The following is a 20,664-nucleotide window of genomic DNA, read 5'->3' as shown; positions in this document are numbered from 1 at the left end:
GATCAATCCCACCAGCCAAGGAACTGACCAGATGAAGCATTTCGGGCGCATGCTCGTGTTCGTCGCCGCCGTCGCCGTGCTCGCCGCCGGCTGCGGCAGCGACGACGACAGCTCCTCCTCGACGACGAGCGCCGCCGCCACCACGACCGCGGCCGCCACCACCACAGGCGCCGCCGCGAACGGTCCGGCCGAGCTGACGAAGCTGAAGATGCTCAGCGTCCCGTACTTCGGGCTCGAGCGGATCGCCGCCGACCAGGGGATCTTCAGACAGCACAACCTCGACGTCGAGTTCGTCGACCAGACGCAGCAGGGGCTCGCCGGCGTGCAGGCGCTGCTCGCCGGCCAGGTCGACACGGGCCAGAGCTTCGGCGCGTTCGTGCCGATCGAGGTCAACGCGCGCAGAGGCGCGCTGAAGGCCGTCGTCTCCGGCGCGACCTCCAGCTACGGCGAGAACCGCTTCTACGTCAAGAGCGACAGCGCGATCCAGAGATGCGCGGACTTCGCCGGCAAGAAGGTCGGCATCGTCGCGCCGGGCTCGATGGGCGACATCGTGCTGAAGGCATACCTGAACAGATGCGGGCTCGGCTCCGACGACGTCGAGGTCGTCAGCGTGCCGCCAGCGACGATGTGCACCGCGCTGGACCGCGGCCAGGTCGACGTCGTCGGGATGCTGAGCCTCAGCTGGGGCCCGTGCGAGCAGCAGAGAGGCGACGCGATCCGCGAGCTGTTCGCCGACAAGGACGTGCTGCCGACGGACAAGCTCTACTCGGCCTACGACTTCACCGACAGATTCATCGCCGAGAAGCCCGAGGTCGTCAGAGGCTTCATCGGCGCGATCCAGGACGCGGCGGCGTTCGTCGAGGCCAACCCCGACGAGGCGAGAGCGATCATCGCGAAGTCGTCGAGAATCCCCGCCGACCTGCTCGTCGTGCCCGACTACCCGAAGGGCAACTGCATCGACCCGGCGGCCGCGGCCGAGTGGGTTAGAGCGCTGGAGCAGATCGGCGACGTCGAGCAGGGCTCGGTCGCGCCGGACGCCTGGTACACCAACTCGCTCAACCCGAGCTGCGATGGCTGAGATGTCGACGCTCGAGGATCCGGCGGCCGCCCGCAGCTGGCGGCTGCGCCGCGCGGCCGCCCCGGTGCCGCGCTCGCACGACACGCTTCCCGCGCGCTCCGACGCGCGCGGGAAGGGGCGGGCGGCGAGGCGGACGCTGATGTGGATCGGGCCGATCGTCGCGTTCTTCGTCGTCTGGCAGCTCGCCGCCGAGAGCGGCGTGATCGACGCCTCGCTGCTCAGCCCGCCGACCGACGTCGGCCCGGCGCTGTGGGACATCACCAGCTCCGGCCAGGTCTTCTCCGACCTCGGCAGCAGCCTCGCGCGGGCAGGCATCGGCTTCGCGATCGCCTCCGTCGCCGGTGTCGTGATCGGGCTCGGGATCGGCTGGGTGCCGACGCTGCGCGGGTTCGTCTCGCCGCTGGCGGAGGTCTTCCGCCAGCTGCCGCCGCTCGCGCTGCTGCCCGCGTTCGTGCTGCTGCTCGGGCTCGGGATGCGCTCACAGGTCGCGATGGTGATCTGGGCCGTGATCTGGCCGGTGCTGCTGAGCACGGTCGCCGGCGCCGCGACGGTCGACCCGCGCCTGATCAAGGCTGCGCGCAGCATGGGCGCCGGCGGCTGGAGGCTGTACGCGAAGGTCGCCTTCCCGGGCGCGCTGCCGTCGATCGTGACCGGCCTGCGGCTGGGCGCCTCCTACGCCCTGCTGGTGCTCGTCTCGGCCGAGATGATCGGCGCCAGCTCCGGCATCGGCTACCGCATCATGGAGGCGAGCAACACGTACCACATCCCCACCATGTACGCCTACATCGTGGTGCTCGCCGCGGTCGGCGTCGCGCTCAACTACGCGCTGCTGGGGATCGTCCGGCTCGCGTTCCCGTGGATGGCCAGATGAGCCAGCTGAGCGCCACGAGCGAACTGGGCCAGCACGTCTCCGTGCGCGGCCTCGTGAAGTCGTTTCCCGTGCGCGGGCGCGCCGACGACAACGTCGTGCTGGACCAGCTCGACCTCGAGATCGAGGCCGGCGAGTTCGTCAGCCTGATCGGCCGCAGCGGCTGCGGCAAGTCGACGCTGCTGGAGCTGATCGCCGGCCTGCAGCTGCCGACGACGGGCGAGATCGTCGTCGGCGAGCAGCCGGTGCGCGGCCCCGGCGCCGATCGCACGCTCGTCTTCCAGCAGTACGCGCTGTTCCCATGGCGCACCGCGCTGCAGAACGTGATGTTCCCGCTGGAGATGGCGGGCGTCGGGCGTGCGGAGCGGCGCCAACTGGCGCTCGAGCGGCTCGACGTCGTCGGCCTCTCGCACGCCGCCGACCGCTACGCCGGCGAGCTGTCGGGCGGCATGCAGCAGCGCGTCGGGCTGGCGCGCGCGCTCGCCTGCGACCCGCAGATCCTGCTGCTCGACGAGCCGTTCAGCGGCGCCGACGCGATCACCCGCGAGGGGCTGCAGGCGCTGCTGGCCGACCTGCACCGGCGCTTCCGCTGCACCGTCGTGCTCGTCACCCACAGCGTCGACGAGGCGCTGCGACTGTCGGACCGGATCGTCGTGCTCGGCGGCCAGCCGGGCCGCGTCGTCGCCGAGGTCGAGCGCACCGGCGACGGCGAGGACGCGGGCGAGATGCGCGAGCAGATCGTCTCGCTGCTCGGCGACTGAACGCACCACCGCACTTCCGCAGCACCCGGCATCACCGAACTTCACTACGAATTGGAAGGACCGCATGGACCTGGAACTGCGTGACCGTCACGCGCTGGTCGTCGGCGCGAGCCGCGGAATCGGCCTCGAGGTGTGGCGACAGCTCGCCGCCGAGGGCGCGCACGTGACCGTCGCCGGCCACCGCCGCGAGACGCTGGAGGCCGCCGCCGCCGAGCACGGCCTCACCCCCGCCGGCTACCTCGTCTTCGACATCGCCTCCGAGGCCTCGATCGACGACGCGATCGCGCAGCTCGACGAGGCCGGCACGCCGGTCGAGATCGTCGTCCTCAGCGTCGCCCGGCCCGGCTTCGACTCGATCTGGTCGTTCGACGTGACCGAGTGGGAGCTGAACATGCGCACGAAGTACATCGGCCCCGGTCACTTCTCCCGCCAGCTCGTCAGACAGATGGCCGCCCGCGGCAACGGCGGCGCGATCGTGATGCTGAGCGGGATCGCCTCGACCGGCGCGATGGGCGACACGCTCGCGACCGGCGGCGCCAACTCCGCGATCGACAACTTCGTCAAGCTGCTCGCCTCCGCCGCCGGCCCCTACGGCGTGCGCGTGCTCGCGGTCAGCCCCGGCACGACCGTCACGCCCCGCTTCGAGCAGTGGGCCAGCGACGAGACGGTCGCCGCGATGTCGGAGATCGTCCCGCTCAGACGGCTCGGCAGCGCAGCGGAGCTGGCCTCCGTGGTGACGTTCCTCGCCTCGCCGCGCGGCGGCTACGTCAACGGCACGACCGTCGTCGTCGACGGCGGCCTGACGACGGCGGCGCGCTACCGCGCGGTCGCGCCGGAGCCGGAGCCGGCCGCGGCGGTGCAGCCGTGAGCCAGATGCACCTCAACCTGTTCGTGCTGCAGGTCGGCCACCACGAGGCCGCCTGGCGGCTGCCGAGCGCCCCCGCCGGCGGCGCGACCGACGTCGCCTTCTACGCCGGCCTCTGCCGCGCGGCCGAGGCGGCGGCGCTCGACTCGGTCTTCTTCGCCGACCGCCTCGCGCTGCCGCCGAGCGCGCGCTACAACGCCGTCGAGTCGCTCGAGCCGCTGACGCTGCTGTCCGCGCTGGCGTCGCTGACGCAGCGGATCGGCCTGATCGGGACCGTCTCGACGACCTTCTCGGACCCCTACACCGTCGCGCGCCAGCTGGCGTCGCTGGACCACATCAGCGGCGGGCGCGCCGGCTGGAACGTCGTCACCTCGATCGACCCCAACGCCGCGCGCAACTACAGCCGCGCGTTCCCCGACCACGCCGCCCGCTACGAGCGCGCCGCCGAGTACCTCGACGTCGCGCTGAAGCTGTGGGACGGCTGGGATGCCGACGCGCGCGTCGACGACCGCGACGGCGGCATCTACACCGACACCGCGCGCGTGCGCGCGACCGACCACAGCGGCACGCACTTCGACGTCGCCGGCCCGCTGAACGTGCCGCGCTCGCCGCAGGGGCGGCCGCTGCTGGTGCAGGCCGGCTCCTCCGGCGACGGTCGCGCGCTCGCCAGCCGCTACGCCGACGCCGTCTTCACCGCGCAGCAGACGCTCGACGGCGCACAGGCGTTCCGGGCCGACATCCGCGCCCGCGCCGGCGCGCACGGCCGTGATCCGGACACGGTCAAGGTGCTGCCGGGGATCTGCCCGATCATCGGCTCCACCGAGGCCGAGGCGCGCGCCCGCGAGGCGGAGCTGGGCGAGCTGATCGTCGTCGAGTACGCGCTGCACCAGCTGACCGAGTTCCTCGGCGTCGACCTCTCCGACCACCCGCTCGACGAGCCGCTGCCGCCGCTGCCGCAGGAGTCGACGGTGCAGACGCACCGCAGCCGCTTCGGCCTGATCCTCGAGATGGCCGAGCGCGAGCAGCTGACGGTCCGCCAGCTGATCGCGCGGATGGGCGGCGGGCGCGGTCACCGCGTGATCGCCGGCACCCCGGAGCAGATCGCCGACGAGCTGGAGACGTGGTTTCGCGAGGGCGCCGCCGACGGCTTCAACATCATGCCGCCGGCGATTCCCCAGGACGCGACGCCGTTCCTGGAACAGGTCGTGCCGGAGCTGCGCCGCCGCGGCCTCTTCCGCAGCGCCTACGACGAGGGCACGCTGCGCGACCGCTACGGCCGCGCGGCCTAGGACGGATGCCCGCGGGGCGCGCGCCGTCTACGCTCACATGATGGGGAAGCCACAGTGGTCGAAGCGCCCGCTCGACGAGCTCGACGCAGAGCAGCTGGCGGCGTACGAGCGCCGCCGCGCGCAGCTGCTGGAGGCGGCCAGGGCGGTCGTCAGCCGGCTCGGGGACGACTTCACGATGGCCGACGTCGCGCGTGAGGCCGGCCTCGGGATGTCGTCGGTCTACCGCACGTTCTCGTCCAAGGAGGATCTGCTGATCGAGCTGCTGCACGCGCGCAAGCAGCAGTGGCTGACGATCTGGCAGCGCGCGGAGGCGCGCGACGACGCGGGCCCCGCGCTCGTCGACGCGATGTGGGAGTTCGCCGAGCTGGAGCACCGCGACCTCGGCCTCGCGGCCGCGCTGCGCGACCTCGCCTTCAGCCGCCGCGACCTCGTCACCGAGACGGAGTCGATCGGCCAGCGCGTGCTCGCCCGCGCGCAGGCCGTCGGCGCGATCCGCGCCGACGCGGAGTACCGCGACGTGCTGCGGATCTTCCACATGCTGTCCAGCCTCGCCGACGAGCGCGAGTGGCGCCGCGGCCTGGCGCTCTACCTCGACGGCATGCGAGCCGCCGGCGAACCGCTGGTCGGCCGCGAAGCCCCCGGCGCGAGCGTCCCGGCCGGCGGCTGGTAGCGCGGCGGGGTCGCGCTCGCGGAGCGCTCACCGTCCTGATATAAGGGTGCCCTAACTTATCAACGCCGGGTTGCTGACCGACGTTTGTCAGGTGCATGCGGTCGCGTGCGCCCGGCCTGAAAGGACCCCAGGATGGATGGAAGCCGCATGACGCCGCGGTCGCTCTCGCGCGCGTCGATCACCCGTGGCCGCGGCGGGCGCCGCGGACTGCGCCGGCTGCTGGGACTGGCGGCGCTCGCCGTCATGCTGCTCAGCAGCGCCCCCGCGCTCGCCGCGCAGATCCCGATCGCCAGAGGCGACGGACTCGACTGGGGCCTGAAGGAGTCGTGGCGCAGATACATCGGCGACGGCGGCACGACGGTCAGCGACGGCGCCACCCGCAACGCCGACGGCACCTTTCACTTCCCCGTCACCGGCGGCAGCTACGAGGACACGACGAGAACGACGACCGTGCAGTTCGGCGGCACGCTCGTCTTCCTCGGCCACTGCGAGGGCGGCGGCGCCTACGAGCGCCCGTGCGCGCTCGACATGACGCTGACCGACCCGCGCGTCGAGCTGACCGAGGACGGCGGCTTCCTCTACGCGAAGATGACGAGCAAGCCGATCGAGGGCGGCGAGGCCGTCGACCTGCCGGACGTCAGACTGGCCGCGCTCGACCTCGAGGACGCGGCGCCCGTCGTCGCGGCCGGGGTGACGAGCTGGAACAGACTGCCGGCAACCGTCACGGCCGCGGGCTCACAGGTCTTCACCTACGCGATCGGGACCGTGATCGACCCGGTCTCGTTCAGCTACGAGGGTCCCGGCGGCAAGCCGCTGGGCGAGGTCTGGAGCGAGCCGAACCTGGCGACGTACACCGCCGCCCCGCTCGCCGGAGCGGCCGTCGCGACCCGCCTCGCGCCCGGCCTGAGCAGCAGCGAGACGCTCGTGCGCGGCCCGGCCAGCATCGCGATCGCCGACCCGGCCACGCTCGTCCCGAAGACGCCGACCGCCTCGATCGCGATGGGCGTCGTGCGCGACACGATCGCGTTCGACCCGAGCACGAGAACGATCTTCGCCGCCGAGAACGGCAACCAGAAGCAGCTGCTCGTCTACAGATGGGACGGCACGACGCTGAGCGGCGGCGTGGCGGCCGGCAGTGACAACAGCGGCCTGTCGGGCGACCCCTCGACGCAGGGCGCCGGCGTCTGGGACGCGGCCAACGCGCGCTACCTCGTCGCGCGCCAGTATGCGACGCGCCAGGACCTGTGGCAGATCAGAAGCGTCGCCGGCGTCTGGACCGCGAGCAGAGTCGCGACGATCCTCGGCCCCAACGGCCAACCGTACGCCGGCAAGATCTCCAGCCTCGCGATCACCCCCGCCGCCGTCCCGTTCGGCGGCCAGACGATCGTCGCCGCGCCGTGGTCCGACGGCCCGCTCGTCGCGCTGAGCGTCGGCGCCGACTCCGCGTCGGTCGAGCCGCTGGCGCAGGCCGCGGGCGTCAACGCCAACGAGCTGTTCCGCACCGCCAACGGGCTCTACGCCTTCGGCAACGACGGGATCTGGTGGCTGCCGACCAGAGGGACCGGCGCGGCCGCGGTGCTCGAAGCGGCCCAGCCGCTGATCAGATTCCCGCAGGGCGCGCCGCTGTGGGACGCCAACCGGACGTTGAACTGGATCGCCGTCGATCCGACCCGCGACACGCTGTACGCCGCCACGAACGGCCTCAGACGGATCACGCGGATCGTCGCCGGCAGACAGGTGCAGTCGTTCGCGGTCCCGGGGATCGCCGCGCTGCAGTACTTCGACCACTACCTCGCCGGCACCGACCCGGACGGCAACCTGCTGCTCGCCTCGACCGGTTCCGGCACGGTGACGCGCCTCTCCTACGCGAGCGCGACGCCGTCGTTCACGACCCAGCCGCAGGACACCGACGTGAGACTGGCCGTCACCGGCACGACCGCGCAGGCGACCTTCTCAGTCGCGGTCACGGGCGATCCGGCGCCGACCGTGCGCTGGCAATCGCGCATTCCCGGCGTCGGCAGATGGACCGACCTGAGCGACGGCGCCGACGTCAGCGGCGCGACCACGACGACGCTGAGAGCCCGGGTCGGCGCCGCCGACGGCGGCCGTCAGTACCGCGCGATCGCGACCAACGCCGACGGCGAGGTCGCCAGCTCGCGCGCGACGCTCGACGTCAAGACGCTGCCCGTCGTCTCGGTCGCTCCGGAAAGCATCTCGGTGGTCGAGGGCGAGCCGGCGCTGTTCAGAGCGATGCCGTCCGCCAACCCTGAGGCCGCGGTGCTGTGGCAGCGGCGCGTCGCCGGCTACTGGACCGCGGTCGACGACGACTCCGGCGACTTCGCGGTCGACGGCGGTGCGCTGACGGTGCTGGACCCGACGCTCGAGATGTCGGGCTCGCAGTTCCGTGCGCGGCTGCGCAACGAGGTCGGCACCGTGTACACGAGAGCGGTCACGCTGACCGTCGCACGCCGGCTGACCGGACCGGTCAGCTTCGGCGGCGGCTCCGTCGAGTGGGGCTTTGCCGAGCGCTGGCGCTGCTACGTCGTCGGCACGATCGCGCGTGGCGGCATCGTCACCTCCGGCGGCGCGCAGCAGATCCCCGGCACGCTCGCGAACGGACCGATGTGCGCCGGGCGCGGCGGCTCGGAGGCGGTCCGCTTCCCGGTCCGCGGCGGCAGCTACGACCCGCTCAGCGGCAGACTGACGCTGACGCTCGGCGGCAGCGTGCGCTTCTGGGGCCACGACTACCACGTCCCCGGCGACACGCGTCCGCAGCTCGACACGACGTTCTCGAACCTGCGGCTCGTCGCCGAGGGCGGGACGGGGACGCTGTACGCCGACACGGTCGGGGCGACGATGGACAACCTGACGCCGGTCGCGCGGACGGGCGTCGCGCTCGTCTCCGTCGACCTCGGCGACGGCAGCCCGGTACCGACCGGCGACGGCCTCGCTTGGAGCGCGCTGCCGACCGCGCTGACCGCCGACGGCAGCGCCGTCTTCGGCAGCTACGCGGTCGGTGAGCCGTTCGACGCGCTCTCGCTGGCGCCGGCGTTCGGCGAGCCGCGGGTGGATCCGGGTCCGGAGCCGCAGCCGCAGCCAGATCCGCAGCCGCAGCCCCAGCCGGGAGCCGATCCGCTGCCGCTGCCGCAGCCGCCTGCGCCGAAGCCGGCGCCCAAGCCCGCGCCCGCGCCCGCGGCGAAGTTCACGGTCGCGAGAGCGGCTCGCGCGCTCGACCGCAACCGGCGCGTCGCGCTGGCGACGATCGCCTGCCCGAAGGCGGCGAGAGGCGGCTGCCGCGTCGCGACGGCCAAGCGGGTCGGCGTGGTGGTCGGCGGCAGACGCTTCAGCGCCGCCGTCGTCACGCCGCGCACGGTCGCGGCCGGCCGCAGCGCGACGCTGCGGGTGCAGCTGACGAAGGCGGCGGCCAGACGCCTCGCCGGGCGCAGCGCGCGCGTGCGCGTGAAGGTGACGACGACCGTTGCCGGCAAGCGCACCGCGCGCACGATCGCGGTGACGGTCAAGGGGGCTCGCACCGCACGCGCCCGCGGCTGAACCCGAGGAGTCGATGAGTACCCCCGAGGGCCGGGGGTACCATTGACAGAGGAGGGCATCACGTGGGATCGGCCGGCCGGGTCGGGAGCGCGGTTTGACTTTCGACTCATTCGCTCTGTCATGCGAACCGAAAGCCGACCGCTCATGCTCTCCTCCCTCACCGAGGCCCCGCCCACCACCGTCTCCGCGGCCCATCCCGCCAACCCATGGCGCAAGGCGCTGGCACCGTACGCGACGCCGCGACTCGATCGCGGCGTCGTCGACCTCGCCACCTCGATCGTCCCGTACCTTTTGCTGGCCGCGGCGATGGTCGCGCTGGCGCCCGTCTCCCCGCTGCTCACGCTTGCGCTCGCGCTGCCGGCCGCCGGGTTCCTGCTGCGGACGTTCATCGTCTTCCACGACTGCGCGCACGGCTCGTTCCTGCCGTCCAAGCGCGCGAACCAGTGGCTCGGCCGGGTCCTCGGCGTCGTCGTCTACACGCCGTTCGGGGCGTGGCGCCACAGCCACGCGATGCACCACGCCTCGGCCGGCGACCTCGACCGTCGCGGCCACGGCGACGTGCTGACGATGACGGTCGCCGAGTACCACGCCGCCTCGCGCGTGCGCCGGCTCGCCTATCGGCTCATCCGCCACCCGGCGGTGATGTTCACGCTCGGCCCGTTCGTCGCGATGGCGCTGCTGCCGCGCCTGACGACGCCGTCGGCGCGTCCGCGGATCCGCAACAGCGTGGTGCTCAACGACCTCGTGCTCGCGATCGCGATCGCGGCCTTCTGCGTCGTGCTCGGCTGGCAGACGTTCCTGCTCGTCCAGGTCCCGATCGTGGCGCTCGCGGGCGGCGCCGGCGTCTGGCTGTTCTTCGTGCAGCACCAGTTCGAGGACGTCTACTGGGAGAGCGCGGAGGAGTGGTCCTACGCCGACGCCGCGCTGCGCGGCAGCTCCTACCTGCGGCTGCCGAAGCTGCTGCAGTTCTTCAGCGGCAACATCGGCCTGCACCACGTCCACCACCTCAGCGCGCGGATCCCGAACTACAACCTGCAGGCCGCCCACGACGACAACGACGTCTTCCACAGCGTGCCGCAGCTGACGCTGTGGCAGGGGATCCGAGCGACGCGGCTGAAGCTGTGGGACGAGCACGCGCACCGACTCGTGACGTTCGCCCAGGCGCGCTGATCGCGGCCCGCGGCGAGTCAGGCGCCTCAGCGCGTCAGGCGACGGCGCGGAAGGTCTCGACGTGGGCGATCGCGGCGTCGAGCGCGACCTCGAGCGGCGTCGTCTCGCGGCGGATCTGCGTCAGCAGCAGGCCGCCCTGCAACGCTGCGAGCATCGCCAGCGCGAGACGATCGGGATCGGCGTCCGGGCCCAGGACGCCGCGCTCGCGCATCGCGTGCAGTCCGTCGCGGATGGCGCTCTCCCACTGCGCGAAGCTGTCCGCGAGCTCGTTGCGCGCGTCGACGTCGACCTCTGCGAGCTCACCTCCGAGGGAGCCGATCGGGCAGCCGCCCTGGCCGTGGCGATCGGCCTGCAGGCCGACGATCACGTCGCGCCACGTCTCGAGCGCCTCGAAGCTGTCGAGCGCGCTCAGCAGCGGGCGCTGGACGTCGAGCACGACCTGGGTCTGGTGGGCGATGACGGCGTGCACGAGCGCCTGCTTGTCGACGAAGTAGTGGTAGAGCTGCGAACTGCTCACGCCGGCGGCGCGCTTCACGTCGTCGATGCTCGTCCCCGCGACACCTCCGTCGAACATCAGCTGAGCCGCCGTCTCGACGATCCGCTCGCGGGTCGCCTTGCCCTTGCGCGTCAGACGCGGCACTGCGATGGCGTCATCACGCTCGCTCACAGCCTCAGTCTACAAGATAAATGGATTTGACAATCCATTCCTGCTATATTGGATCGTGCAATCCATTTTTCTCACGGACCGTAGAGCAGAGGACAGCGCGACCATGGAATTCCAGGACAAGACAGCCCTGATCACCGGCGGAACGGCCGGCATCGGTCAGCAGACGGCGATCCTGCTCGCCCGCGGCGGGGCGTCGGTGATCGTCACCGGACGCGACGCCGAGCGCGGCGCCGGCGCCGTCGCGACGATCGCGGCCGCCGGCGGCTCGGCGCGCTACATACCGGCCGACCTCGGCGACCTCGCGTCGGTGCAGCAGCTTGCCGCGCAGGCCGGCTCGGTCGACATCCTCGTCAACAACGCCGGCAGCTTCCCGACGGCGGCGACCGTCGACCAGGACGTCGCCTCGTTCCAGGAGATCTTCGACACCAACGTCCGCGGCGCGTTCTTCCTGACCGCAGCGCTCGTGCCGGACATGCTCGCGAAGGGCTCTGGCAGCATCGTCAACGTCACCACGATGGCCGCGGAGATCGGGATGGCCGGCGCCGCCGTCTACAGCGCGTCGAAGGCCGCGCTCGCATCGCTCACCCGCACCTGGGCCGCCGAGTTCAGCGGCAGCGGCGTGCGCGTCAACAGCGTCTCCCCCGGGCCGACCGCAACCATCGGCGTGATGGCCGTCTGGGGCGAGGACGCGATCAACGGGCTCGGCGCGGGTCTCCCGATCGGCCGGCCCGGAACCGCGGACGAGATCGCCGAGGCGATCGTCTTCCTCGCATCCGATCGCGCCAGCTTCGTCACGGGCGCGACCATCCACGCGGACGGCGGCCGTACGGCCATCTAGGCAGCACCGTCGAGCACCCGGGCGGGTGCTCGACGCGGCGTGCGCCGCGGTCAGCTGACCGCGCCCGCCTCGCGGTGCGGGAGCTTCCAGCCCGGCCGCACGAAGTGGCAGGTGTAGCCGTTGGGGTAGTGCTCCAGGTAGTCCTGGTGCTCGGGCTCCGCCTCCCAGAACGGGCCGGCCGGCTCGACCTCGGTGACCGCCTTACCGGGCCACAGGCCGGAGGCGTCGACGTCGGCGATCGTGTCCTGCGCGATCTTGCGCTGCTCGTCGTCGGTGTAGTAGATCGCCGAGCGGTAGCTCAGGCCGACGTCGTTGCCCTGCCGGTTCTTCGTGCTCGGATCGTGGATCTGGAAGAAGAACTCGAGCAGGTCGCGGTAGGAGATCTGCTCCGGGTCGAAGCGGATCTCGATCGCCTCGGCGTGCGTGCCGTGGTTGCGGTAGGTCGCGTTCGGGACGTCGCCGCCGGTGTAGCCGACGCGCGTGGAGATCACGCCGGGACGCTTGCGGATCAGGTCCTGCATGCCCCAGAAGCAGCCTCCTGCGAGGATCGCCTTCTCGGTGGTGGCAGCCATAGCTCTTGCTCCTCTTCGTCCTGGAACGATGTGGTCTCATTGAGAGTAGCCGGGGTGTCCCGCCTAGCCTCTCAGCAGCTCGCGCGCGACGGAGCTGGGTCCTCGAGCCGGTCGGCCCTGTGGACGTCAGCTAGCTCGCCGCGAGATCGGCCAGGGCGGCCGAGAGGACCTGCGTCGCGATCGCGATCGCATGCTCGTCCGTGTGCTCCGCGGGCGTGTGGCTGACGCCGTCGGCGAGGCTGCGGGCGAACAGCATCCCGGTCGGGATCCCGACGGCGGCGAACGACTGCGCGTCGTGGCCCGCGCCCGACAGCAGCTCTGGCGCGCTGAGCCCGGCCGCCTGCGCGGCATGCGCCAGAGCGGCGCGGACGGGCGCGGCCATCGGCGCGGCGGGCTGCTGCCAGCGGCGGACGACCGCGTGCCTGCAGCCCGCCTCCTGCGCGCAGCGGTGGGCGGCCGCGTGGAGGTCCGCTTCGAGGTGCGCGAGCCGTGGATCGTCGGGCGCGCGCACGTCGACCGACAGCACGGCTCGCTCCGGCACGACGTTCGCCGCCCCGGGCGTGACCGCGACGGCGCCGACCGTCGCGACGGCGCCGTCGATCCGCAGGGCCGCGTCACGCAGCGCGAGCGCCGTCGCGGCGGCGGCGGCGAACGCGTCCGCACGTGCGGCCATCGGCGTCGTGCCGGCGTGCCCGCCGCGGCCGTCGAAGCTGACCTCCAGGCCCGACATCGCGACGATCCCCTCGACGATCCCGACCGGCGCGCCGAGACGGGCGAGCACCGGCCCCTGCTCGACGTGCAGCTCGACGAACGCGCCGATCGTCTCACGCCCGCCGACGTCCGGCCCGTCGGCGGCGTATCCGAGCGCGTGCAGCGCTTCGCGCCGCGTGATGCCGTCGCCGTCGCGATCGTCCAGCTCGGCGGGGTCGAGCGCGCCCGTCAGCGCGCGGCTGCCGAACAGGCCGCGGCCGAAGCGCCAGCCCTCCTCGTCGCGCAGCACGGCGACGGCGACGGTGCGGCGCAGCGACCGCTCGCGCAACGCCGCGACGGCTTCGATCCCCGCGACGACGCCGAGCGCGCCGTCGAAGCGGCCGCCCGCGGGGACCGTGTCGAGGTGCGAGCCGGTCCACACCTCCGGCAGCTGCGGTCGCGTGCCCGGCAAGCGGCCGATCACGTTGCCGGCGCCGTCGCGCTGCACGGTCAGGCCGGCCTCGGCCATCCAGCCCGCAGCCAGACCGCAGGCCTCCTCCTCCGTCGCGCTCAGCCCCGGCCGGTTCGCGTGCGGCGATGCGCCCAGCTCGAACAGCCGCTCGAGCCGCTGCAGCACCCGCTGCGACCCCGCGGCGACGGTCAACCGCGCGGCGCTCCGCTGTCGGACGCGCCGCGCTCCAGCGCACCCGGCACCCCGCTGACGAACCCGCCGTGCCCAGGCGCGACGTGGATCTCGCCGTCGGCGAAGACCGTCTCCCCGCGCACGAGCGTCCGCAACACGCGTCCGCGCACGGCGCGTCCGGCGAACGGCGACCACGGGTTCTTGGAGAACTGCTGCGCGACCGCGTCGACACTCCAGCGCGCGTCGAGGTCCCAGATCGCCACGTCGGCGTCGCTGCCCGGCAGGAGCGTGCCCTTGCGCGGGTAGAGGCCGGCGATCCGGGCGGCGTTGGTGGAGCTGAAGCGCACGAACGCGTCGAGCGCCATGCCGCGCTCGTGCACGGCCTCCGACAGCACCAGCGGCACGGTCTCCTGGATCACCTGGCAGCCGAGCGGGACCTCGAAGATGTCCTCCCGCCCCAGCTCCTTCTCGGCGATCGGGTAGGCGGCGTGGTCGGAGACGAGGCAGTCGATCGTGCCGTCGAGCACGCGCTCCCACATGCCCTCGACCAGCGCGCGCTCGCGCAGCGCCGGCGCGCAGGCGCCGTAGGGGCCGAGCGCGAGGCCGTCGTCGAGGTCGAGCAGCAGGTGGTGGGGACAGACCTCGGCGGTCGCCGCCAGGCCGCCGCGCCGCGCCGCGGCGATCAGGTCGACGCTGACGGGGCTGGACGTGTGCACGATCTGCACGCGCGCGCCGGCATGCGCGGCGAGGAACAGCGCGCGGTGGACCGCCTCCTCCTCGACGAACGGCGGGCGCGACTCGTAGTGCGCCAGCGTGTCGGTGCGCCCGGCGGCGCGCAGCCGGCTGATGTTGCCGCGCAGCAGCGCGTCGTTCTCGGCGTGGATCAGCACGATCCCGCCGAGCGCCGCGACCGTCCGCATCCCCTGCAGCAGTTCGTCGTCGTCGACGTGCGGATACGACGGGTCCGAGACCGGCATGAACGCCTTGAAGCCGAGCGCTCCCTCCGCCCACTGACCCTCCATCTGCCCCAGCGCCGTGCTCGTCAGCGCGCCCCACAACCCGAAGTCGACGACGGCCTTGCGCTCCGCCATCGCGCGCTTCTGCGTGTACAGCTCGACTGTCGTCGTCGGCGGGTAGGTGAGCGGATGCTCGACGACCGTCGTGAAGCCGCCGGCGGCGGCGGCCATCGTGCCGGTCGTGAAGTCCTCGCGCTCGGTGTGGCCGGGATCCTCGAAGTGCGAGTGGAGGTCGATCGCGCCCGGCAGCACGAAGCGGCCGCGCGCGTCGATCAGCTCGTCGGCCCCGTGCAGGACCGCGTCGTCGTCGCTCAGCGCGACGATCCGCTCGTCCTCGATCACGACGTGCGCGCGAACGCTGCCGTAGTCGGCGGCGACCGTGCCGTGCGCGATCACGGTGCGCTTGCCCGGTGTCACGCGGCGAGCGCCTGGTCGAGGTCGGCGATCAGGTCGTCGGCGTCTTCGATCCCGAGCGAGAGGCGGATCGTCGTCGGCCCGATTCCCTGGCGGTCGAGCTCCGCCGCGTCGAGCGTGACGTGCGAGGTGAAGCGCGGCAGGCACGCGAGGCTCTCGACGCCGCCGAGGCTCGCGGCGTGCTCGATCAGCCGCAGCGCGCCGACCAGCCGGCGCGCGCGTCCCGCATCGCCCGCCAGCGTGACGGTCACGATTCCCGATGCGCCCGTCAGCTGCTGGATCGCGAGCGCGCGGTCGGGATGGTCCGCCAGCAGCGGATACGCGACGGAGGCGACAGCGTCGTGCCCGTCGAGCCAGGTCGCGACGGCGAGGCCGTTGGCGTTGTGGCGCTCCATCCGCACCGCGAGCGTCTTGAGTCCGCGCTCGAGCAGGAACGCGGCGCCGGGGTCGAGCGTCGCGCCCCGCAGCGCAGCCAGCGGTCGGACCCGCGCGAGCGCCTGCTCCGAACCCGCGACCGCCCCGGCGATCAGGTCGGAGTGGCCGTTGAGGTACTTCGTCGCAGAGTGCACGACGACGTCGAAGCCGTGCTCGTACGGGCGCACGTTGACGGGCGAGGCGAACGTCGCATCGACGATCGCCAGCGCGCCGGCGCGGTGCGCGATCTGCGCCAGCGCCGTCAGGTCGGCGACGCGCAGCATCGGGTTGGAGAGCGCCTCGACGTAGATCGCGTCGGCGCCGCCCTGCAGCGCGCGCTCGAAGCCCGCGTGGTCGCCGACGTCGACCCAGCTGACACGACGTCCGGCCGCGGCCCACTCGCCCGCGAGCAGGCCGACCGTGTCGCCGTACAGGTCGGCGGCCGCGACGAGATGGCCGCCGGGCGCCACGAGCGCGGTCAGGACCGTGTCGATCGCCGCCATCCCGGAGGCGAACAGCTCGGCCGCGGGCGCTCCCTCCAGCGCCGCGACGACCCCGGCGACGCGCGCGACCGTCGGGTTGGCGAGGCGCGAGTAGTACCACGTGTTGCGTCCGCCGGTGGCGGCGACGTCGTCCAGCGCGGCGTCGTCGAGCGGGAACGTCGCGCCGTGGTGGACCGGGCCGACGACGGTGGACCGGACCGGCGGTGGGCCGCCGGCACGCAGGTCGCTTGCGCGCGGGTCGCTTGCGTGTGCGCCGCTTGCGCGCGTGGCGCTCGCGAGCGTGGCGCTCGCGCGGGCGCCGTGCACCGCGGTCGTCGCGATTCGCTGCGGTGGGCGTTCGTTCATCGTCTGACCATGACGAGCTTGCCGACGTGTTCGCGCCGCTCCAGCGCGCGATGCGCCTGCGCCGCCTCGTCGAAGCCGTAGGTCGCGTGGATCGGCACGCGCAGCACGCCGCTCAGGGCGAGCTGGAGCGAGTACTCGATCTCGTCGGGCGTCGCGACGCGGAAGCCGAGGATCCGGCGGCCGCTCTGAAACAGCGCCACGACGTCCAGCTCGACCCGCTCGCCGGCGTGCGCGCCGCAGGTCGCGAGGCGCCCGTCGGGCGTCAGCGCGCCGAGGTGCTCGCCGAACAGCGGACCGCCGACGGTGTCGAGGACCGCGTCGACGCCGCGGCCCCCGGTCAGCCGCGCGACCGTCTCGCCGACCGGGCTGTCGCGGTGGCAGAAGACCTCGTCGGCGCCGAGGTCGGCGACGGCGTCGAGCTTCGCGGGCGAGCCGACCGTCGCGATCACGCGCGCGCCGGCGCGCTTGGCGCACTGCACCAGGGCGCCGGCGACGCCGCCCGACGCGCTCGGCACCAGTACGGTCTCCCCCGCGCGGACCTGCGCGAGCGCGACCGTCATGTGCCAGGCGGTGCTGACGACCGTCTGCGCTGCGGCGGCGACGACGAACTGGTCTTCGGAGGCGAGCGAGACCAGCGCCCGCGCCGGCACCGCGACCTGCTCGGCGTAGCCGCCCCAGCGGTCGGTCCCGAAGACGGTGAAGGCGGCGCAGAGATCTTGACGCCAGCTGGTGCAGGCGCGGCAGCGGCCGCAGCTATACTGCTGCAGCGCCGTCACGGGCTGCCCGACGCGCACGCCGCGGACGTCGTCGCCCAGCTCGCGGACCGTCCCGGCGAACTCCGCCCCCAGCGCGAACGGCAGCTCGAACTGCCAGCGCGAGGTGCCTGCGCGCGAATCGAGGTCGGAGTGGTTGATCCCGCATGCGTGCACGTCGATCAGCACCTCGTCGTGCGCCGGACGCGGCGCGGGCACGAGCGCGTGCTCCAGCACCTCGGGTCCGCCGTGGCGGCGGAAGACGGCGGCGCGCATCATCGGCCCGGCCACCCATACGCGTTCGCTTTGCTCGTCCGCATCCCCGTCCGCCACAGCGCATGCGCCGTCAACGCCCCGAACGCGACGCCGTCGCTCACCGGCACGCCGAGCCGTCGCGAGACGTCGGCGCCGGAGGCGGCCATCGCGCCGCAGGCGAGCACGAGCGCGTCGGCGCCGAGGCGCTCGACCGCGTCGCGTCCGAGCGCAGCTATCGCGTCGGCGGCGTCGGCCTCGCGCTGGCGCTCGACGCCGCGCTCCAGCGCCAGCACCCCGGCGCAGCGGTCGCGCAGTCCCTTCGCGGCGAGCCCGTCCTCGATCGCCGCGACGCCCCGGCGCAGCGTCGTGATGACGGCGAAGCGGCGGCCGACGAGCGCGGCCGCGCCGTAGGCCGCCTCGCCGATCCCGACGACCGGCGCCCGCGTCAGCTCGCGCGCCGCGTGCAGTCCGGGATCGTCGAAGCAGCCGATCAGGTACGCGTCGAGCTGCGGCGCCGCGCGAATCATCCGCAGCACCTCGACAGCAGCGTCGGCATGCTCGGCCTCGCCCTCGATCGCGGCGTGCCCGTCGCGTGCGGTGAAGCGCTCCAGCACCGCCCCGCCCGGCAGCGACGGCGCGATCAGCGCTGCCATCGCGGCGGTGTCCGCCTCGCTGCTGTTGGGGTTCAGGAGGCCGAGCCGAAACGGATCCATCGAAAGCCCATCATAACCGTCGTTATGGAAGCGACGAGGTGTCGTGCGGCACGCATGGTCGACGGCAGCACGCGGGCCGCTCAGGCGGTCGCGACGATCCCGTTCAGCACCCGCACCACGCGCGGCGCGAGCCCGAGCGAGGTGAGGTGCGCGACGAGCGTCCCGCGCGCCTCGTCCCAGCGCCCGTTCAGCATCGTGCGCACACCGAGGCCGTCGACGAGCCGGCCGATGATGCGCGCCTGCTCGGCGGCGTCGAGGTCGGCCGGCAGCACCTCCTCCTGCACCGCGCGCTCGATCACCGCACGCAGCTCGTTCTCCCACAGCGCGTCCGTCTCGATCAGGTACGCGGCGAACTCCGCGTTCCAGCCGGCGTAGGTCCACATCTCCGACCACAGGCGCCATTCGAGCTGGTCCTCCTCGGCCTTCGGGACGCACAGCTCGACGATCACGCAGAGCTGCTCCTCGACCGTGTGAACAGCGCCGAGCGAGCTTCTGACGCGGCCGATCCAACGGTCGGAGGCGCTCGAGAAGACGCCGAAGATGAGCGCCTGCTTGTCGGCGAAGTAGTGCGTCAGCAGGCCGGTCGTGAAGCCGCCCTCGCGCGAGATGTCGCGCAGCGTCGTCGCGCCCAGCCCCTTGCGCACGATCACTCTGCGCGCCGCCTCGTCGACGTCGTGCAGCCGCTGACGCGGGTCGTCCCCGTGCACTAGGTCAGACATCGCCCATCCCCATTTCCAAGCGCCTCGCGGCGACCGTAACCATAGTTGCGCGACCCTAACAGTTGGGGGTGCGGGCGGGCGCGGCTCATGCCGGCTCCCGCAGCCTCGCGGCGTCCTCGAGCCGCGGCGTGTTCGCGAGCAGCTCGCGCGTGTAGCCGGCCGCCGGCGCGCGGAACACGTCCGCGACCGCGCCCTGCTCGACGATCCGTCCGTCCGACAGCACCGCGACGCGGTCGGCGACGGTCCGCACGAGCGCGAGGTCGTGCGTGATGAAGAGCAGGCTGAGGCCGCTCTCGTCGCGCAGCTCGCGCAGCAGCGCGACGATCGTCGCCTGCACCGAGACGTCGAGCGCGGAGGTGACCTCGTCGCAGACGAGCAGGCGCGGCTGCGCGGCCAGCGCGCGGGCGATCGCGACGCGCTGTCGCTCGCCGCCCGACAGCTCGTCAGGACGCTGCTCGGCGATCCCGGGCGCGAGCGCCACGCGCGCCAGCGTCTCGACCGCGGCACGGCGCGCGTCGCGTCGGCTGACGTCGCCGAACAGCTGCAGCTGGCGCGCGATCGTCGCGCCGACCGTGCGGCGCGGGTTCAGCGACGCGTACGGGTTCTGGAAGACGTACTGGATCCCGCGGCGCGCGTCGCGCGAGCGCCCTCGCGCGGAGCCGGGCAGCAACTCGCCTTCGAAGCGGACCTCGCCGTCGTAGCGCCCGTGCAGCCCCGCGACGCAGCGCGCGAGCGTCGTCTTGCCGCTGCCGGACTCGCCGACCAGCGCGACGCACTCGTCGCGGCCGACGGCCAGCTCGACGTCATGCAGCGTGGTGCGCTCGGCATGCGCGGCGCTCAACCCGCGCAGCTCCAGCACGGGCGCCTCCGGCGCGACGACCGCGAGCTCGGACGCGGCCGGCAGCGCGCCGGCGAGCGAGATCCCCGGGGCCAGTGCGACGTGGTGGCAGAGGGCGAAGCGGGCGTCGAGGTCGACCGCGGGCGGATCCTGCCTCGCGCACACCTCGCTCGCCAACGGGCAACGCGGATGAAACGCGCACCCGCTCGGCCGCGCACCGGGCGGCGGCGCGTGGCCGGCGATCCCGAGCGGTGTGCGATCCCCGGCCGCGTCGGGCACCGCGCGCAGCAGCAGCCGCGTGTACGGGTGGCGCGGGTCGCTCAGCAGCGCGGCCGCAGGACCCTGCTCGACGATCCGGCCGGCGTACATGACGGCGATCCGGTCGGCGATCTCGCCGACGACGGCGAGGTCGTGGCTGACGTAGAGGGCGGCGACGCCATGGGCGCGGCACAGCTCGCGCAGCGTCTGCAGCACGCGCGCCTGAGTCGTGACGTCGAGCCCGGTCGTCGGCTCGTCGCAGACGACGACGCTCGGGCGCGGCGCGAACGCCATCGCGATCAGCACGCGCTGCTGCTGCCCACCGGAGAGCTGGTGCGGATAGGAGCGCAGGAAGCGCTCCTCGCCGGGCAGCCCGACCTCCTCCAGCAGCTCGGCGAGGCGCGCGGCGCGCTCGGCGGCGCTCAGCTGCGGCAGGTGCGCGTCGAGCACCTCCGTCAGCTGCGAGCCGACGCGCAGCGCCGGGTTCAACCCGCTGCCGGGATCCTGCGGGACATAGGCGACGACGCGGCCGCGCAGCCGCTCCAGCTGCGCGTCACTCGCGCCGGCGACGTCCGCGCCGTCCACCAGGACGCTGCCGCCGCCGATCCGTCCGCCGCGACGGACGTGGCCGAGCAGCGCCATCCCGACCGTCGTCTTGCCTGACCCCGACTCGCCCACGAGCCCGAGCACCTCGCCCGCTCTCAACGCGAACGAGATCTGCTCGACGATCGCCGCGCCGGAGCCGCGCAGCTCGATCCGCAGGTCGGTCACTGC

General features: G+C 73.2%; 18 protein-coding genes. 9 read left to right on the top strand and 9 right to left on the bottom strand.

All coding sequences use genetic code 11. The annotated features are described in order from the left end of the window. Window positions 1–31: 31 nt before the first annotated feature. The 8 genes from Q7L65_RS19565 to Q7L65_RS19530 all read left to right on the top strand — a co-directional run bounded on the left by Q7L65_RS19565 (window position 32) and on the right by Q7L65_RS19530 (window position 10,253). Complete coding sequence (locus Q7L65_RS19565; protein WP_304723737.1) at window positions 32–1,078, top strand: ABC transporter substrate-binding protein; 1,047 nt, start codon at window positions 32–34, stop codon at window positions 1,076–1,078. A 1-nt stretch (window position 1,079) separates the two neighbouring features. Next, complete coding sequence (locus Q7L65_RS19560; RefSeq protein WP_304723735.1) at window positions 1,080–1,949, top strand: ABC transporter permease; 870 nt, start codon at window positions 1,080–1,082, stop codon at window positions 1,947–1,949. Then, entirely contained in the window at window positions 1,946–2,707 is a 762-nt protein-coding gene (locus Q7L65_RS19555) for an ABC transporter ATP-binding protein (protein WP_304723734.1), read from the top strand. Before Q7L65_RS19560 ends, Q7L65_RS19555 begins: the two co-directional genes overlap by 4 nt. 64 nt (window positions 2,708–2,771) lie before the next feature. After that, window positions 2,772–3,575: an SDR family NAD(P)-dependent oxidoreductase gene (locus tag Q7L65_RS19550; RefSeq protein WP_304723733.1), complete on the top strand. Its 804-nt coding sequence runs from the start codon at window positions 2,772–2,774 to the stop codon at window positions 3,573–3,575. 5 nt (window positions 3,576–3,580) lie between these two features. Then, window positions 3,581–4,861, top strand: coding sequence for an LLM class flavin-dependent oxidoreductase (locus Q7L65_RS19545; protein WP_304724172.1), 1,281 nt, complete (start codon window positions 3,581–3,583; stop codon window positions 4,859–4,861). Window positions 4,862–4,901: 40 nt separating this feature from the next. Beyond that, window positions 4,902–5,531, top strand: coding sequence for a TetR/AcrR family transcriptional regulator (locus Q7L65_RS19540; protein ID WP_304723732.1), 630 nt, complete (start codon window positions 4,902–4,904; stop codon window positions 5,529–5,531). Window positions 5,532–5,678: 147 nt separating this feature from the next. Further along, window positions 5,679–9,083: an HtaA domain-containing protein gene (locus Q7L65_RS19535; RefSeq protein ID WP_304723731.1), complete on the top strand. Its 3,405-nt coding sequence runs from the start codon at window positions 5,679–5,681 to the stop codon at window positions 9,081–9,083. A 144-nt stretch (window positions 9,084–9,227) separates the two neighbouring features. Continuing rightward, window positions 9,228–10,253, top strand: coding sequence for a fatty acid desaturase (locus Q7L65_RS19530; protein ID WP_304723730.1), 1,026 nt, complete (start codon window positions 9,228–9,230; stop codon window positions 10,251–10,253). A gap of 34 nt (window positions 10,254–10,287) precedes the next feature. On the opposite strand, the gene Q7L65_RS19525 is transcribed toward Q7L65_RS19530, so the two are convergent. Continuing rightward, window positions 10,288–10,920 (bottom strand): TetR/AcrR family transcriptional regulator, encoded by a 633-nt coding sequence (locus Q7L65_RS19525; RefSeq protein ID WP_304723727.1) that lies wholly within the window; start codon window positions 10,918–10,920, stop codon window positions 10,288–10,290. Between the two features lie 103 nt (window positions 10,921–11,023). On the opposite strand from Q7L65_RS19525, the gene Q7L65_RS19520 reads away from it, so the two are divergent. Further along, entirely contained in the window at window positions 11,024–11,758 is a 735-nt protein-coding gene (locus tag Q7L65_RS19520; RefSeq protein WP_304723725.1) for an SDR family NAD(P)-dependent oxidoreductase, read from the top strand. 50 nt (window positions 11,759–11,808) lie between these two features. Here the strand turns inward: Q7L65_RS19520 and msrA are convergent, their stop codons facing one another. The 8 genes from msrA to Q7L65_RS19480 form a co-directional block, all read right to left on the bottom strand. Next, entirely contained in the window at window positions 11,809–12,330 is a 522-nt protein-coding gene (gene msrA, locus Q7L65_RS19515) for a peptide-methionine (S)-S-oxide reductase MsrA (RefSeq protein ID WP_304723723.1), read from the bottom strand. A 130-nt stretch (window positions 12,331–12,460) separates the two neighbouring features. After that, complete coding sequence (locus Q7L65_RS19510; protein WP_304723720.1) at window positions 12,461–13,684, bottom strand: hydantoinase/carbamoylase family amidase; 1,224 nt, start codon at window positions 13,682–13,684, stop codon at window positions 12,461–12,463. Next, the gene (gene allB, locus Q7L65_RS19505) at window positions 13,681–15,096 is read right to left on the bottom strand and encodes an allantoinase AllB (RefSeq protein ID WP_304723718.1); all 1,416 of its coding nucleotides are present in this window, start codon (window positions 15,094–15,096) and stop codon (window positions 13,681–13,683) included. Before allB ends, Q7L65_RS19510 begins: the two co-directional genes overlap by 4 nt. Then, the gene (locus tag Q7L65_RS19500; protein WP_304723716.1) at window positions 15,093–16,355 is read right to left on the bottom strand and encodes a PLP-dependent aspartate aminotransferase family protein; all 1,263 of its coding nucleotides are present in this window, start codon (window positions 16,353–16,355) and stop codon (window positions 15,093–15,095) included. The genes allB and Q7L65_RS19500 overlap by 4 nt, the downstream gene beginning before the upstream one ends. Then, window positions 16,352–17,398: an alcohol dehydrogenase catalytic domain-containing protein gene (locus Q7L65_RS19495; RefSeq protein ID WP_304723715.1), complete on the bottom strand. Its 1,047-nt coding sequence runs from the start codon at window positions 17,396–17,398 to the stop codon at window positions 16,352–16,354. Before Q7L65_RS19495 ends, Q7L65_RS19500 begins: the two co-directional genes overlap by 4 nt. Next, a complete protein-coding gene (locus Q7L65_RS19490; RefSeq protein WP_304723714.1) occupies window positions 17,383–18,075 on the bottom strand; it encodes an aspartate/glutamate racemase family protein in 693 nt (230 codons plus the stop codon). The genes Q7L65_RS19495 and Q7L65_RS19490 overlap by 16 nt, the downstream gene beginning before the upstream one ends. An 80-nt stretch (window positions 18,076–18,155) precedes the next feature. Further along, window positions 18,156–18,794, bottom strand: a complete 639-nt coding sequence (locus tag Q7L65_RS19485) for a TetR/AcrR family transcriptional regulator (RefSeq protein WP_304723711.1) — start codon at window positions 18,792–18,794, stop codon at window positions 18,156–18,158. Between the two features lie 85 nt (window positions 18,795–18,879). Continuing rightward, complete coding sequence (locus Q7L65_RS19480; protein WP_304723708.1) at window positions 18,880–20,661, bottom strand: ABC transporter ATP-binding protein; 1,782 nt, start codon at window positions 20,659–20,661, stop codon at window positions 18,880–18,882. Window positions 20,662–20,664: the final 3 nt, after the last annotated feature.

The organism is Conexibacter sp. CPCC 206217 (assembly GCF_030646165.1).
Classification (GTDB): Bacteria; Actinomycetota; Thermoleophilia; order Solirubrobacterales; family Solirubrobacteraceae; genus Conexibacter.
This window is presented reverse-complemented; position numbering and strand designations above follow the sequence as displayed.

Excerpts from the sequence above, each read along its gene's own strand:
- Q7L65_RS19530 (WP_304723730.1), top strand. The coding sequence starts at position 9,228 with ATGCTCTCCTCCCTCACCGAGGCCCCGCCCACCACCGTCTCCGCGGCC.
- Q7L65_RS19555 (WP_304723734.1), top strand. The coding sequence starts at position 1,946 with ATGAGCCAGCTGAGCGCCACGAGCGAACTGGGCCAGCACGTCTCCGTG.
- Q7L65_RS19545 (WP_304724172.1), top strand. The coding sequence starts at position 3,581 with ATGCACCTCAACCTGTTCGTGCTGCAGGTCGGCCACCACGAGGCCGCC.
- Q7L65_RS19490 (WP_304723714.1), bottom strand. The coding sequence starts at position 18,075 with ATGGATCCGTTTCGGCTCGGCCTCCTGAACCCCAACAGCAGCGAGGCG.
- msrA (WP_304723723.1), bottom strand. The coding sequence starts at position 12,330 with ATGGCTGCCACCACCGAGAAGGCGATCCTCGCAGGAGGCTGCTTCTGG.
- Q7L65_RS19560 (WP_304723735.1), top strand. The coding sequence starts at position 1,080 with ATGTCGACGCTCGAGGATCCGGCGGCCGCCCGCAGCTGGCGGCTGCGC.
- Q7L65_RS19500 (WP_304723716.1), bottom strand. The coding sequence starts at position 16,355 with ATGAACGAACGCCCACCGCAGCGAATCGCGACGACCGCGGTGCACGGC.
- Q7L65_RS19550 (WP_304723733.1), top strand. The coding sequence starts at position 2,772 with ATGGACCTGGAACTGCGTGACCGTCACGCGCTGGTCGTCGGCGCGAGC.
- Q7L65_RS19540 (WP_304723732.1), top strand. The coding sequence starts at position 4,902 with ATGGGGAAGCCACAGTGGTCGAAGCGCCCGCTCGACGAGCTCGACGCA.
- Q7L65_RS19520 (WP_304723725.1), top strand. The coding sequence starts at position 11,024 with ATGGAATTCCAGGACAAGACAGCCCTGATCACCGGCGGAACGGCCGGC.
- Q7L65_RS19485 (WP_304723711.1), bottom strand. The coding sequence starts at position 18,794 with ATGTCTGACCTAGTGCACGGGGACGACCCGCGTCAGCGGCTGCACGAC.
- Q7L65_RS19565 (WP_304723737.1), top strand. The coding sequence starts at position 32 with ATGAAGCATTTCGGGCGCATGCTCGTGTTCGTCGCCGCCGTCGCCGTG.
- Q7L65_RS19535 (WP_304723731.1), top strand. The coding sequence starts at position 5,679 with ATGACGCCGCGGTCGCTCTCGCGCGCGTCGATCACCCGTGGCCGCGGC.